The sequence below is a fragment of the Cohnella soli genome, from assembly GCF_042655525.1.
GTDB lineage: Bacteria > Bacillota > Bacilli > Paenibacillales > Paenibacillaceae > Cohnella > Cohnella soli.
In genome coordinates this window covers 182,859-196,051 of record NZ_JBHSMI010000067.1, presented here as the reverse complement: position 1 = coordinate 196,051, position 13,193 = coordinate 182,859, and the positions used below count along the sequence as shown (strand labels likewise).

Genomic DNA, 13,193 nt, shown 5'->3' with positions numbered 1-13,193 from the left:
TTGGCAAAAGCTACTGCATTTATTTTTTTCATAAACCAAGGAGAGTGCGAAACGAATGAACCCGATTCGAATTGGCGTTATTGGAACTGGATCGATCTCGGAATGTCACTTAAGCGCTTATAACAGCAATTCGAATGCGAAAATTGTCGCCATCTGCGACGTAAACGAAGAGAGAGCAAGCAAAGTCGCGGCGAAATACGGCGCGGACAAAGTATTTACCGATTACCATAAGCTGCTTGCTGATCCCGATATTGACGCGGTCAGCGTCTGCACATGGAACAACACGCATGCGCCGATCAGCATCGCGGCTCTTGAAGCCGGCAAACACGTGCTCGTCGAGAAGCCGCTTGCACGTACTGTAGAAGAGGCCCTTGCAATCGAACGCGCGGTTCGTTCGACAGGCAAGCTGCTGCAAGTCGGCTTCGTGCGCAGATATGATCCGAACGTGAAAATGCTGCGCGAATTCGCTGAACGCGGCGAGTTCGGCGAGATCTATTATGCTAAAGCTTCGACGATTCGCCGTCTTGGCAATCCGGGAGGCTGGTTCGCGGACGTTGATCGTTCCGGCGGCGGTCCGTTGATCGACATCGGCGTTCACGTTATCGACCTTGTCTGGTACTTGATGGGGCGTCCGAAAGCGACGACGGTCAGCGGCAACGTATACAACAAGCTCGGCAACCGCTCCAATGTCAGACATCTGTCGTTCTACAAAGCGGCAGACTACGACGCATCCAAAAACACGGTGGAAGATTTGGCTAGCGCCGTCATCCGCTTCGAGAATGGCGCCTCGCTGATGGTTGACGTCAGCTACTCGCTGCACGCGAAGAAGGACGAAGGCTCGGTCAAGCTTTACGGCGTGAACGGTTCGTTCGAGATCGATCCGGAAATCGCCATCGTCACCGAGAAATACGATACAATCCTGAACATCGAGCCGCAAACCGACAGCAAAGCGGGCTTCGCGGGGCAACCTGCTTTCGATAACGAAATCAATCACTTCATCGACTGCATCGCCAACGGAACCGAGCAGATGAGCCCTGTTGAAGACGGCGTCGAACTGATGAAAATTTTGTGCGCCATTTACGAGTCGGCAGCCAAGGGAGAGGAAATTCGTCTATGAAATTCGGTGTAAGCACGTACTGCTTATGGCAAGCGGTGCAAGCGGGCGAACTGGACGTCCTTCAGGCGATCGGTAAAATTGCGGAAATGGGCGGCGAGCACGTCGAAATCGTGCCGCTCGACTACGACTTGACCGATAATCCGGAACTGGTCGCGGCGATCGTCGCCAAAGCGGCGGAACATGGGCTCGACATCTCGAACTATGCGATCGGGGCGAACTTCGCCGGATTGGACGACGAGGCGTACGAGAAGGAAATCGAGCGTGTAATGCGTCAGGTCGACATTGCCGCTGCGCTCGGAGCGAAGTTGATGCGCCACGATGTGGCGAATTCGGACGATCGTTCGATCAAGCGGTTTCTCGCGGACTTGCCTCGCTTGGCGGACGCATGCCGCAGAATTGCGGACTATGCAGCGCAGTTCGGCATTACGACAAGTATCGAAAACCACGGATTTTACGTGCAGGCGAGCGACCGTGTACAAGCTCTCATTCATGCGGTTGATCGCCCGAACTTCCGCACGACGCTGGATGTCGGCAACTTCGTCTGCGTGGACGAAGATCCGCTTGTCGGTGTACGCAACAATGCGCCGTACGCATCGATTGTGCATGTGAAAGATTTCTATCGCCGTCCGGCTTCCGGAGTGAACCCGGGAGAGGGCTGGTTCAATTCGACGAACGGCACTTACTTGCGCGGCGCGATTATCGGACAAGGCGATCTCGACATCGTTGGAGCACTGCGTGCCGTAAAAGAATCGGGCTACGACGGATACATCTCGATCGAGTTCGAAGGCATGGAGCCGTGCGTAAAAGCGACGAAGATTGCGCTCGACAATGTGAAGAGATTGTGGGAATTAGCCTAATCGGCGGAAGGAGTTCGTTAAAATGTCCAATATTGTTAAGCCATGGAAAGTTGGCATTATCGTAGACAGCTTCAGAGTCGGCGTGCGCGAAGGACTCAAGAAAGCGGCAGCTCTCGGCGCAGAAGGCGTACAAATCTATGCGGTGGAAGGCGAGATGGACCCTGCTGGTCTTTCCCCGGCTGCCCGCAAAGAATGGAAAGATTTTATCGCATCGCAAGGACTGCAAATTTCCGCTCTTGTCGGAGATCTAGGCGGACATGGCTTCCAGGACCGTAAAGCGAACGCGGCTAAAGTCGAGAAGTCGAAACGTATTCTCGATCTTGCCGTCGAGCTCGGTACGAACGTCGTTACGACCCATATCGGCATCGTTCCGGACGACCGGAACAGCGAGGTTTACTCGGCGATGCACGAAGCGTGTGCAGAGCTTAGCAACTACGCGACGAGCATGAATGCTTTCTTCGCTATCGAGACGGGACCAGAGACGGCTGCGCATCTGAAGAGCTTCCTTGACGGACTCGGTTCCAAGGGCGTATCCGTTAACTTCGACCCGGCGAATATGGTTATGGTAACGGGCGACGATCCCGTACAAGGCGTATACACGCTGCGCGATTATATCGTGCATACGCATGCGAAGGACGGCGTACGTCTGCGCGAAGTCGATCCGCGTCTCGTCTACGGCGCGCTTGGGTTTGATCCGCTTGATCATGAAGTTATCGCCCAGCAGGCAGAGTCGGGCGACGCCTTCCGCGAAGTTCCGCTTGGCCAAGGCAGCGTGAATTGGGACGGATACTTGAAGGCGCTTCGGGATATCGGCTATGATGGATACTTGACGATCGAACGCGAAGTCGGCGCCAATCCGGAAGTCGACATCGCAGAAGCCGTTCGATTCCTGAGAGCAAGATCATAAACGAGGTGTTCGCGGATGGACGAACGCAACGTCGATCCGTCCGCGTGCCCATTATGCGGGCGGCCTAACGAATGCGGCTCAGTTGCCGGGAATGAAGCCGGAACCTGCTGGTGTTTCTCGGCTGTTTTTCCGCCGGAACTGCTCGACAAGGTTCCCCTGGAAAGCCGGCGCAAAGCGTGCATATGCAAAAGCTGCGCAGAATCGCGCACTTAAGCTTGGAGTGAAAGATCGCAGGCGATTGCTTGCGGTCTTTTTGCTATGCGCACGCAAAATTCGCACACAAATACATACAGGTAAATGGATAAATCGCGACGAATACGTTTCTAAAGAGTCACTGCAATTTTCCAAATATTAGAAAGAGGATAGGAGCGTGGAGCAATGCCGACTATTGACGTCAACGGGACACGGCTTTATTACGAAGAAGAAGGCGAAGGTTATCCGCTAGTGATGCTTCATGGTTTGTTCGGGAGCGGCAAGACGTTTAGAAACGAAGTGCGACAGTTGAAAGGTCATTTTCGCGTGATCGTGCCGGATGCGCGCGGTCATGGACAATCGGACAAACCTCCTGAGTATAAGCTGGAGGATCACGTGAAGGACGTCGTCGCTTTGCTGGACAAGCTCGAGATCGAATCTTGTTACCTACTTGGCGTGTCGATGGGCAGCTATATCGCGCAAGGCGTAGCGATCGCGATTCCCGAACGAATCAAAAAGCTGGTGCTGATTGTATCGAAAAGCAACGGCAAAACGTCTTCCGTGCAAGAGCTTTTTGTTCGCCATGCCGAGGAGATGAAAGATATCCCGGCTACTGAGAAGTTCGCATACGCGACCAGATATATTTTCCATCGTCACGACGTAGCACAGAAGACGATGGGAGATTGGGACAAGGAACAGATGACGTTAACGGATCCGAAGGAGCAAGCGGCTGCAAACAAGGCGGTTGAAGGCTTTGATTTTCGCGACCGTTTGCCGGCAGTTACAGCTCGTACATTGGTGATTAGCGGCAAACACGATGGGCTGAATCCACCGGAACGAGGGCGGGAAATCGCTTCGCTGATCGCCGGATCGACTTTCTCCGAGTTCGAGTTTTCCGGGCACGCGCCGAGCGTAGAAGAGCCCGAACGATTCATGAGTGAAGTAACGGCTTTCTTAACGATGAAGGATTAATCGAGCAGCGATGGATGGGGCTTAGGATGCCTGATTCATCGCTGTTTTTATGATTGAAGGGACCGGACGCCATGCTGGCACAAAAAGACACTTTTCAGTGGGTAGCGCACTTTAAAGTGCCTCCTTACTCGTTCTTAAATCATGCGATATTGTTAGTTCAAAGAAAACGACAATACGAGGAGCGAGTGGGATGAAAACATTTGAAATCAAGCAATTCGGCATCGATTCTATTACGACTGGGGAGCGTCCTGTGCCTGCGCCCGGTCCGCGCGAAGCGCTGATTCGCATACGTGCCGTTTCCTTGAATTTTAGAGATTTAAGCGTTGTGAAAGGCTTCTACAATCCGAATCAGACGTTTCCGCTCATTCCGGTGTCCGACGGCGTCGGCGAAGTCGTCGCGCTTGGCGAAAATACAAGCCGCGTGGAAGTTGGCGACCGGGTAAGTCCGACCTATGCTCATAAGTGGATTGCCGGGGCGCCTGACAGAACGACTTTGTATAGCACGATCGGCAGCCCTACGGACGGCTTGCTGGCCGAATATGCAGTTGTACATGAAGATGCGCTTGTGCTTGTGCCTGAGCATCTGACGGATGAGGAAGCTGCTACTCTCCCATGCGCCGGAGTAACGGCGTGGCACGCCGTTGTTGCCGAAGGCAAAGTCGGTGCAGGGGACACAGTCGTTGTACAAGGGACAGGAAGCGTGTCGTTGTTTGCCCTTCAATTCGCGAAAATTCACGGAGCGAAAGTGATCGTCACTTCCGGCAGTGACGAGAAGCTAACCAAAGCAAAGATGCTTGGGGCGGACTTCGGCATCAATTACAACACGAACCCGGACTGGGAGAAAGCGGTTCTCGAATACACGAAAGGATTGGGCGCCGATCATGTGATCGATGTCTGCGGAGCGCGTACGATTAACCAATCTGTTGCGGCGGTGCGGATTGGCGGGCGTGTGAGCGTTATCGGAATTTTGACCGGCATGGTCGCTGAAGGGTTCAACATCCTTCCGATAATGCTGAAAAAACCGACGATTCAGGGCATTAACGGAGGCAGCCGCGAAATGTTCGAAACGATGAACCGTGCGATAGATGCGAACAAGCTGCAGCCCGTCATCGATCGCGTATTCCCGTTCGAACAGTCCATCGAAGCGTTCCGTTACATGGATAAAGGTAATCGTTTCGGCAAAGTTTCTATTAAGCTGTAACAAAGGAGATAGCGGTTTTGTGGTATAATAGGGGCATTTCTATTGTTTCTATTACATGTATTGGAGCGTGTTTGCGGATGCTGCAGTCCGGGAAATCGCCGGTATTGAACGCCATGGAGCCGATCGTTAGCCATATGTTCGAAGATCATTTCGAGAAAACGGGCGTGTTGAAGTGCGCATGCGAAAGATGTCAGGCCGACATTCTGGCGCTCGCGCTCAATCACCTTCCACCTCGTTACACATCGACGCAAGCAGGAGAAGCCTACGTGAAGGCTTTATTTCAGGAGCCGCAGCTCCAGTCCGACATTTTGCGGGAGCTAGCCAGCGCGGTTCAGGTAATCGAGCAAAACCCGAGCCACGCATACGAGTGACTAAAAGGATAACAAAGGCAGGATTTGAACGTAATGTCTCATAAAAAAACAAATCGCAAGCTGGTTACGGTCGGGCTGCTCGCCGCTTTGTTCATCGGAGCATTAGATGGCACGGTCGTAAATACGGCAATGAAAACGATTGGAGAAGACTTAAACGGTTTCGCGTTGATTAGTTGGATTTTCTCGATTTATACGCTTACGACATGCGTTACGACGCCGATCTTCGGCAAGCTGGCGGATTTGTTCGGCAGAAAGTCGATCTTCACGATCGGGCTGGTGTTGTTTCTAGTTGGCTCCGTTCTGTGCGGCGCAGCGCAATCGATGACGGAACTCATTTGGTTCCGCGCGATTCAGGGAATCGGCGCCGGTGCGCTGACGCCGGTAACGTTCACGATTATCGGGGATTTGTACACCGGTGAACAGCGGGGCAAAGTGCAAGGCGTTCTCGCTTCCATGTGGTCGATTGCTGGCCTTGTCGGGCCGTTCGTCGGCGGATATTTCGTCGATACGATTTCATGGCGCTGGATTTTCTTCATGAACGTGCCGGTCAGCATCGTATCATTCATTCTCGTTTTCGGCTCTCTCCACGAACGGTTCTCGAAAGTCCGCGCAACCATCGACTACGCGGGCGCGGCGACGTTTACGATCGGCGTATCGAGCTTGTTGCTCGCGCTGTTGACTGGCGGGGGCGAGGGAAAACACGCATGGGACTCCACGTATATCTTGTCGTTGTTCGCGATAGCAGCTTTGTTCCTGGTCGTGTTTCTGTTCATTGAGAGGAAAGCGAAGGAGCCGATGCTTCCGCTTGAGTTGTTCCGAAACAGGACGTTGACGGTTGCGTACGCGCTTGGGTTTTTCGGCTTCTGCATCGTGGCGGGGGTTACCTTATACATTCCGATGTGGGTGCAGACGGTCATGAACTTAAGCGCAACGAAGTCGGGGCTTATGCTGATGCCGATGTCGATGACCTGGCCGATCGCATCGAACTTGTCCGGGCGGTACATGTTCCGTTTTGGCGCCAAAGTGTTCATGGTAATGGGAACGGTACTGTTGGTATTGGGAACTTTATGGCTCATTACGCTCAATATCGGAACACCTTACTGGCACGTCATCGGTATCGTCTCGATTATAGGATTCGGCATGGGGTGCATCAATACGCCGGCGATCCTGTCCATTCAGAATGCGGCATCGGACAGCCAGCGAGGTGTCGCAACGTCGACGAGCTCTTTTATGGGCACGCTGGGCCAGACGGTCGCGGTTGCCGTGTTCGGCATGCTGCTCAACAGACACGTTGTTGGGGAAGGGACGCAAGTTCAATTCGCCGACGGCATGCATCTGATATTCATCGCGGTATTCGCGATTGCCATCTTTAAAGTGTTCTTGTCGGGGGCGCTGCCTCGTAAGAGGAAAGCTTCGGTCGAAGCTGACGGGTCGGTGTAAAGGGATATCGGGAAATCCAAGTGCGTTTGGTTGCGCTTGGGTTTCTTTTTGCGTTTGTGCATTTAAGCCAATGGAACCTTCAATGTTATGGGGTTAAGGTGTGCGAATTTTCAACCATATGCAGCTATTCGGATGCCTACCGGTTACTCAGAGGGCGTTTGTACGAAATTTCGTATAAAGCGGGGCACGAGGCGGTCAGTCAGGGGATGTTTGTACGAAATTTCGTACAAGGTGGGCACGAGGCGGTCAGTTAGAGGGCGTCTGTACGAAATTTCGTATAAAGCGGGGCACGAGGCGGTCAGTCAGAGGGCGATTGTATGAAATTTCGTATAAAGCGGGGCACGAGGCGGTCAGTCAGAGGAGGTTTGTACGAAATTTCGTATAAAGCGGGGCACGAGGCGGTCAGTCAGAGGAGGTTTGTACGAAATTTCGTATAAAGCGGGGCACGAGGCGGTCAGTCAGAGGGCGATTGTATGAAATTTCGTATAAAGCGGGGCACCAGGTGGTCAGTCAGAGGAGGTTTGTACGAAATTTCGTAGCCGCGTCAAAAGTATCGATCCCGTTCGCACGAACGAAAAAAGCGCCTCTCGAGCCGCATAACGTGCGACCGTGAGACGCTCTTCCGGATGAGGCCGTACGTACGACCGTGTGGAGTAACCTAGCAAATTTTCTCTTTCTGCCAGCGGATCGACTCGTCCCAGGCGGACAGTTCCAAATTCATATCTCGCCAGTAGTATTTCAAGCTTTCGTCAGACCAGTCGGCGTAAATTTCTTCCCAAGAGTAATCGCCGTGAGGCAGCAGCGAGCTGCTGTCGATCACCTCGGTCGCAGGTTGGTAGCGGAAATCGCATGAAAGCCGGAAGCGGTTGCCGTTCTGATTCGGTATTGCTTTGTGTACCGTGTGGCTGTGGAAAATGATGACGTCCCCCGCGCTGTAATCGTCATAAGCCCACTTCATATTGTAGCCGCACAGAATCGTCTCCAGCCCTCCCGCGCCATCGTGCCCTGCCGCATTTAGTAAGCCGAGCTTATGGCTGCCTTCCAGCATGGCCAATCCGCCTGTCTCCTTCGGACAGTCTCCGAGCGGGAACCAGCACGTCCAGGTGTTCTCTGAGCCTTGAATATGAAGGAAATCTTGATGAGGCGGCGTCGGAACCGTGGTTGGATGCGGCATCACGACCCTGCAAATATTGCGCGGATGAGGGAAAGGCTCCGTCCCGAACAACAAACGATAGACGTGCAGCAGCTCAGGCGCGCGCGCGATGCGATGGAATGCCTCCAGCTTCTGAATCTGCAAATAGAGATCTTGGGGGATGCCTGCCCAGAACGGTCCCTCCGCGGCCAGCCGGTCTATCTCCTCCGTATTGGCGATCCCTTGCTCAAGCGGATAAGAAGGGTCCAGCATCTGGCGGTCGCGAAGCAATTGCAGAATGCTATGGCGGAGTTCGAGCACTTGTTCTCGCGGCAGCAACCCCTTAAACCACAAATAGCTGTCTTGCTCGGCCTGCTTGCGCAAACCTGCGGGATCGTGCAGCAGCGGGGTGGCGTCGGTGAAACCTTTCGTCGGTTCGCTCGGGTTGTCGGACACATTTGCATATTGTCGACTTTCTGTAGTCATATGAGACTCGCTCCTATAAGATAAAATAAAGGGTATCACGCAGAGTATAGAACATATTCTTATATGCGGCTTTAGACAAACGGGAACATGTTTGTATTTTACAGACATAATCTGAAATACGGAAAAAGGGGGCTGGCAAATGGAGAAGCTGTCGTGGAATGAACTGAATCCGGTCGTGAATTTCGCGCTGCTGCTGAAGTGTGAGCCTTCTTTTCAATACGGCCCGCGTATAATTGGCAATCATCAATTGATCTATATTTCGAAAGGAAAAGGGATAGGAGAGATCGGCAGCGCAAGTTATGTCGCCGAAGCTGGCGATCTTTTCTATTACGGGCCGGGGGTCGTTCATTGGTTCAGAGCGGACGAGCGGGAACCTTTCGAAATATACGGCATGCATTTCGATCTGAACAAAGGGCTGGAGGCTGCAAATGACCCTCTTGTCATCAGAGAAGTGGGGCCTGAGGAAATAAGGAGATTGCTTCACACTGAAAACGGGCTGATGATCGGAGAGCAGGGGCTTGATTTCTTGCGCGTGGAAGATAAACAGCAGATCAAGGGGACGCCCATACCGGAATTGCTCATGTCGATCGTCCAGCAATACCGGAGCAGCAGCGACAAGTCCGCCGTAGCCAACCGGGGAATGCTGCTGCAGACGTTCGTGCTGCTTCAGCAATACCAGGGACGGGACGAGTCGGCGATGTCACCGCAGGAGCGGATTGTCAGGGACATCCGGCGCAGGCTGGAGCAGCTAGCCGAACAGCCGTATGATCGCGGATGGCTCAGCGTATGGTCGGGTTATAATGAGGATTATGTGTGCCGCATGTTTCTGAAAGTATGCAACATGACGCCGCATCGCTATCATTCGTTGCAGAAAATCCAACGCGCCAAGGAACTGCTCACCGGCACCGAGTGGACGGCAAGCGAATTGGCGGAGAGGCTGCATGTCGGATCGCTGCATTATTTCAGCAAATGGTTCAAAGCGGCAACCGGCATGTCCCCGATCGCCTACAGGCGCAGGCAAAGATTGATCTGACGGCGACCGTCGGGGGCGCTGTCTAAGCACCTGCCGGAGACTTTCCGGGTTTGCGTCTGAGCATGAAATAAAAATAGATGGCCGATGTGACGTACAGCGCGCCGGTAATGCTGAACGTCAGCACGTAACCCCAGTACGTGCCGTAATGCGAGATCAATTGGGGCTGCACTTGTCCCATCGATGCCCAGCCGAGCATAAATACCGTCTGGGTGAGCGAATTGGCGACGCCCCGGCGGGTATCCGATATTCGATCGACCAGAATGGAAGATTGAATCGGGTTGGCAGCGTTCATAAGCGCTTGCCGGAACAGGAAGGCGATGCCGGCGACGAACAGAACGTTCGTGAAGCCGGTAAGCAGCAGGAACGGGAGCGACAACAGTTGGAAGATGACAACGGCGCGCACTTGTCCAACGCGGCCGACGAGAGATGGACCGATCAGCATCGAAAGCACTGTCATCAACTGGCCGAGCGAAATAAGCAGCCCGATCGCCGACAAGGACACATTGAATCGGTCTGTGAAATACACGTTTAAGTAAGGCACAACCATACCGGAGCCGAAGCCGATTAAAAGCTGCGCAAGCGTAATTCGGAGGATGAGCCGCCACTCCCGGCGACGGGCGTCTGCGGTTTCTTTGTCGACCGATTGTACCTTTGAGTCCGATGTTGATGTGGCTTCCCGCGTCGTCGCAACGCTCCTGCTCCCGGCACCGCCTGTTGTGAATAGAAGCGGCAAGCAAGCCGACAAACTGAGCATGCCGCCTAGAGACAAGGCGCTTCTCAGGCTGACTGTTGCGCTCCATCCGATCGACTGAAGCAAATCGCCGAGCAAACCGCCGGTTAAGCTGCCGACGACTTGGGAGGCGAGCATAACGGAGAAGTGGAAGCTGAACATCCGCAGCCGCTGGGACTTGTCCGAATGGGCGGCGAGATAAGGGACAGCCGTCACTTGGAAGAACGCGGTGAACAGGCCAGACATGATGGCGAAGCCGCGCAAAGCAAGCCCCGTCTCGGCGAAGGAGCTTGCCACGTATGCGCAACCGGTCAGCAGCATGCCGGCGATCAGAATCGTTTTCCGGCTGGACCGGTCGCCTAGCAGCCCGATAGGAATGATCATCAGCGCAGCCGCGAGCGACTGGACGCTAACGATGGAACCGATCGTATTTTGCCCGAAGCCTAGCGAATCTACATATAAGTTATATAGAACCGTAAACATGCCGTTGCCGGTCTGATAGAGGATGTTGGCCAGGAAAAAGAGCCGCACGGCGCGGCTCCAGCTTTGTATATCCATTCTCGCTTGGTGAATCCATCGCATTGCTACAACCTTCGTTCACGTCTAGTCTTGTTGATCTCCCTATTGTATCACATCGACGGATAGGCGAGATCAGGGAATGACTGCCGGTTGAACGTACAAATAAGGCGTTCGGACGATGTGATAAGTGCCTTCCAGCGCTTTATCCGACAAGAGATTCGCCTTCAGCAGCGCGCCGATTTTGGCGGAATCCGCTTTGGACACCGCCTTCCACAGCTCCGGATCGGGCACCGCTTCGAATAGGCGAACGTCGTCGTATTGCCGCTTGTCCTGATAAACAAGCTTTAAGGTGAACTTCTCCAACTCGAATTGCGCGTCCGCGGAGTAAGCGGAAATAATTTCTTTGCGCAGCGACTCGAGCTCGTCTTCGATTTGTTTCTGCTGCGCTTTCAGCTCGCAATATCGGACTAATTTTTTCTGCTCCATATCGATCCCTCCAAGGAAAGCCTACCTTGAAAAGGTATGATCGGGAGGCAACGAATATTCGAACTGAGATCGGACGAGCCGCTTGCGGCATTATACGTCATTATTTGAAGAACAGGAAATTCGTCGGCACTTTGCGTAGCTGTCCGTCGGAAGGACGGTTAATCACTTTGCCGCCGAAGACGAGCGAAGTCGATCCCCCGCCGTCCAGATTGTAGCCGTCGATCGCACCGAATCGCTGCAGCAATATTTGCATTTCTTCGAGCGTTGCTCCGGAGCTGCCTTTCTCGTTGTAACCGTCGGCGACGAGGATAAGCAATTGATCGTCTTTATAGTTTGCGATAACGGTGCGGGGCGCGCGTTTCGGGCTTGTTTGCCATTTGGCGGGAATGTCCGTCGTCCGGCCGTTCTTGAGCAGCACCGGCACGAACGACGCCCCGAACTTCGGCGCCAACGCGTCAAGTTGGTCCTTACTTCCGAATTTGCCTCCAATGAGCCGGTTATTGTCGTTCAAACCGACGAAAAACAAATCCTTGTAGCTAGCCTCGAAGCTTCCGACATATTCGCCGTTGACGATCGTCGTACTTAGCGGATAACGCTTGCCTCCGCTGTCGGCGAAACCTCCGGCGTTAATGCCGATGACGGCGGAGGTGCGCTTGACTGCGGCAAGCGTCGTCTCTGCTCCGCCTTGTTTGTCGTTGCCGAGGGAGAGTTTCATGGCGTCGCTTTTTTTGAGCTTGATTTTTAGTGCATAACTCGTGAAGTTCGACGTTCCGAGGTAGAACAGCTGCGCCTTCAGCTTGTCCGACTGGATCGTCGCAGATGGCGCGCCAAGTCTGCCCGTAATTCTCTTATCGTAAATCGCGTAAGGTCTGGCGGCTTGAGAGATGGCCAGTTCTGCGATTGCATTCATGTCCGCGTTTGTTTTGTTATAGAGCGTAATCTGCTTCTTGAGAGAGGCTCCTGTACCTTTCGCGATCTTCTCGGCTTGTCCGAGCTTCACGAGTGTTGTCTCGGTCGCGGCGGAAGGTGAATCGGACGGTGAATCCGACGCGGACGATTCGATGATAGAGCGAAGCGAATTGTCCTCGATCGTCACGTTGACGCTCGCGACGAACAGCCAGACGAGCAGTCCGGCGAAAGGGGCGGCGGCGTACAGCAGCGTGCGGTTCAGAGAACGGACGGCCAGCGCGCTCATTTGAGCACGTCCAAACTTTTTTTCAGCTCTGCAAGCTGTTTCTTCACTTCCGCCAATTGCGTGTAAAGCTTGTTGCTGTTGTCGGTTTTCGTGTCTGCATTGTCCTTGGCGAACGTGAGCAGTTCGTTCAGCGACTGGATTTTACTGTCCATCTTGGCGATTTGTTGTTGGTAGCCGGACTCAAGCTCGGATATCCGGGTTTCGTAACGTTGTTGCAGCTCGGAGATTTGGACGGCGGTTTGCTTCGAGACGTCAAGGGTAACCTGCTGCTGAATGCGGTCGGAGTACCATTTTGCTCCCAGCGTTCCGCAGGCGATCAGGACAATCCATAGTGCCAGGAAGAAAAAGAAGGTATTCCGTTTCTTGTGCCCGGACCTCGTTTCTCGGTAAGTGTCTTGGGGGATTTCCGACGTTGTGCGTTGCAATGCGCTTTCTCTTATCACTTCGTTTGTGGCACCTCTCTTGTTGCTCCCGGCTAGGGCGTGTCTGCAGACACGCCCTAAGGAGCTCAGTATGGAATAGACAGACTTAATTATGAACGAAAAAGATGTCGAA

General features: G+C 53.6%; 14 protein-coding genes. 9 read left to right on the top strand and 5 right to left on the bottom strand.

Annotated features, from left to right (window positions below; translation table 11 throughout):
* Positions 1–55 precede the first annotated feature (55 nt).
* The 8 genes from ACFPOF_RS30320 to ACFPOF_RS30285 all read left to right on the top strand — a co-directional run bounded on the left by ACFPOF_RS30320 (position 56) and on the right by ACFPOF_RS30285 (position 7,057).
* A complete protein-coding gene (locus tag ACFPOF_RS30320) occupies positions 56–1,117 on the top strand; it encodes a Gfo/Idh/MocA family protein (protein ID WP_378139356.1) in 1,062 nt (353 codons plus the stop codon).
* A complete protein-coding gene (locus ACFPOF_RS30315; protein WP_378139354.1) occupies positions 1,114–1,974 on the top strand; it encodes a sugar phosphate isomerase/epimerase family protein in 861 nt (286 codons plus the stop codon). The genes ACFPOF_RS30320 and ACFPOF_RS30315 overlap by 4 nt, the downstream gene beginning before the upstream one ends.
* A gap of 22 nt (positions 1,975–1,996) precedes the next feature.
* Positions 1,997–2,881, top strand: a complete 885-nt coding sequence (locus tag ACFPOF_RS30310; RefSeq protein ID WP_378139352.1) for a sugar phosphate isomerase/epimerase family protein — start codon at positions 1,997–1,999, stop codon at positions 2,879–2,881.
* A gap of 15 nt (positions 2,882–2,896) precedes the next feature.
* The gene (locus ACFPOF_RS30305; protein WP_378139350.1) at positions 2,897–3,094 is read left to right on the top strand and encodes a cysteine-rich CWC family protein; all 198 of its coding nucleotides are present in this window, start codon (positions 2,897–2,899) and stop codon (positions 3,092–3,094) included.
* 165 nt (positions 3,095–3,259) lie between these two features.
* On the top strand, positions 3,260–4,045 hold the full coding sequence (locus ACFPOF_RS30300; protein ID WP_378139349.1) for an alpha/beta fold hydrolase: 786 nt from the start codon (positions 3,260–3,262) through the stop codon (positions 4,043–4,045).
* 190 nt (positions 4,046–4,235) lie between these two features.
* Positions 4,236–5,246 (top strand): zinc-dependent alcohol dehydrogenase family protein, encoded by a 1,011-nt coding sequence (locus ACFPOF_RS30295; RefSeq protein WP_378139347.1) that lies wholly within the window; start codon positions 4,236–4,238, stop codon positions 5,244–5,246.
* Between the two features lie 77 nt (positions 5,247–5,323).
* Positions 5,324–5,617 (top strand): late competence development ComFB family protein, encoded by a 294-nt coding sequence (locus ACFPOF_RS30290; RefSeq protein WP_378139345.1) that lies wholly within the window; start codon positions 5,324–5,326, stop codon positions 5,615–5,617.
* Between the two features lie 33 nt (positions 5,618–5,650).
* Positions 5,651–7,057: an MDR family MFS transporter gene (locus ACFPOF_RS30285; RefSeq protein WP_378139343.1), complete on the top strand. Its 1,407-nt coding sequence runs from the start codon at positions 5,651–5,653 to the stop codon at positions 7,055–7,057.
* A gap of 658 nt (positions 7,058–7,715) precedes the next feature.
* Here ACFPOF_RS30285 and ACFPOF_RS30280 read toward each other — a convergent pair.
* On the bottom strand, positions 7,716–8,675 hold the full coding sequence (locus ACFPOF_RS30280) for a phytanoyl-CoA dioxygenase family protein (RefSeq protein ID WP_378139341.1): 960 nt from the start codon (positions 8,673–8,675) through the stop codon (positions 7,716–7,718).
* Positions 8,676–8,814: 139 nt separating this feature from the next.
* On the opposite strand from ACFPOF_RS30280, the gene ACFPOF_RS30275 reads away from it, so the two are divergent.
* Positions 8,815–9,708, top strand: coding sequence for an AraC family transcriptional regulator (locus ACFPOF_RS30275; protein WP_378139339.1), 894 nt, complete (start codon positions 8,815–8,817; stop codon positions 9,706–9,708).
* A 22-nt stretch (positions 9,709–9,730) separates the two neighbouring features.
* On the opposite strand, the gene ACFPOF_RS30270 is transcribed toward ACFPOF_RS30275, so the two are convergent.
* The 4 genes from ACFPOF_RS30270 to ACFPOF_RS30255 form a co-directional block, all read right to left on the bottom strand.
* On the bottom strand, positions 9,731–11,020 hold the full coding sequence (locus ACFPOF_RS30270; protein ID WP_378139337.1) for an MFS transporter: 1,290 nt from the start codon (positions 11,018–11,020) through the stop codon (positions 9,731–9,733).
* 69 nt (positions 11,021–11,089) lie between these two features.
* Positions 11,090–11,443, bottom strand: a complete 354-nt coding sequence (locus ACFPOF_RS30265; RefSeq protein WP_378139335.1) for a hypothetical protein — start codon at positions 11,441–11,443, stop codon at positions 11,090–11,092.
* A gap of 100 nt (positions 11,444–11,543) precedes the next feature.
* Positions 11,544–12,638 carry a phosphodiester glycosidase family protein gene (locus ACFPOF_RS30260; protein ID WP_378139333.1) on the bottom strand — a complete coding sequence of 365 codons (1,095 nt, stop codon included), beginning with the start codon at positions 12,636–12,638 and terminating at the stop codon, positions 11,544–11,546.
* Positions 12,635–13,063: a hypothetical protein gene (locus ACFPOF_RS30255; RefSeq protein WP_378139331.1), complete on the bottom strand. Its 429-nt coding sequence runs from the start codon at positions 13,061–13,063 to the stop codon at positions 12,635–12,637. The genes ACFPOF_RS30260 and ACFPOF_RS30255 overlap by 4 nt, the downstream gene beginning before the upstream one ends.
* Between the last annotated feature and the right edge of the window lie 130 nt (positions 13,064–13,193).

What these genes read in the sequence shown, in the direction of transcription:
- ACFPOF_RS30320 (WP_378139356.1), top strand. Translation starts at nt 56, where the DNA reads ATGAACCCGATTCGAATTGGCGTTATTGGAACTGGATCGATCTCGGAA.
- ACFPOF_RS30315 (WP_378139354.1), top strand. Translation starts at nt 1,114, where the DNA reads ATGAAATTCGGTGTAAGCACGTACTGCTTATGGCAAGCGGTGCAAGCG.
- ACFPOF_RS30310 (WP_378139352.1), top strand. Translation starts at nt 1,997, where the DNA reads ATGTCCAATATTGTTAAGCCATGGAAAGTTGGCATTATCGTAGACAGC.
- ACFPOF_RS30305 (WP_378139350.1), top strand. Translation starts at nt 2,897, where the DNA reads ATGGACGAACGCAACGTCGATCCGTCCGCGTGCCCATTATGCGGGCGG.
- ACFPOF_RS30300 (WP_378139349.1), top strand. Translation starts at nt 3,260, where the DNA reads ATGCCGACTATTGACGTCAACGGGACACGGCTTTATTACGAAGAAGAA.
- ACFPOF_RS30295 (WP_378139347.1), top strand. Translation starts at nt 4,236, where the DNA reads ATGAAAACATTTGAAATCAAGCAATTCGGCATCGATTCTATTACGACT.
- ACFPOF_RS30290 (WP_378139345.1), top strand. Translation starts at nt 5,324, where the DNA reads ATGCTGCAGTCCGGGAAATCGCCGGTATTGAACGCCATGGAGCCGATC.
- ACFPOF_RS30285 (WP_378139343.1), top strand. Translation starts at nt 5,651, where the DNA reads ATGTCTCATAAAAAAACAAATCGCAAGCTGGTTACGGTCGGGCTGCTC.
- ACFPOF_RS30280 (WP_378139341.1), bottom strand. Translation starts at nt 8,675, where the DNA reads ATGACTACAGAAAGTCGACAATATGCAAATGTGTCCGACAACCCGAGC.
- ACFPOF_RS30275 (WP_378139339.1), top strand. Translation starts at nt 8,815, where the DNA reads ATGGAGAAGCTGTCGTGGAATGAACTGAATCCGGTCGTGAATTTCGCG.
- ACFPOF_RS30270 (WP_378139337.1), bottom strand. Translation starts at nt 11,020, where the DNA reads ATGCGATGGATTCACCAAGCGAGAATGGATATACAAAGCTGGAGCCGC.
- ACFPOF_RS30265 (WP_378139335.1), bottom strand. Translation starts at nt 11,443, where the DNA reads ATGGAGCAGAAAAAATTAGTCCGATATTGCGAGCTGAAAGCGCAGCAG.
- ACFPOF_RS30260 (WP_378139333.1), bottom strand. Translation starts at nt 12,638, where the DNA reads ATGAGCGCGCTGGCCGTCCGTTCTCTGAACCGCACGCTGCTGTACGCC.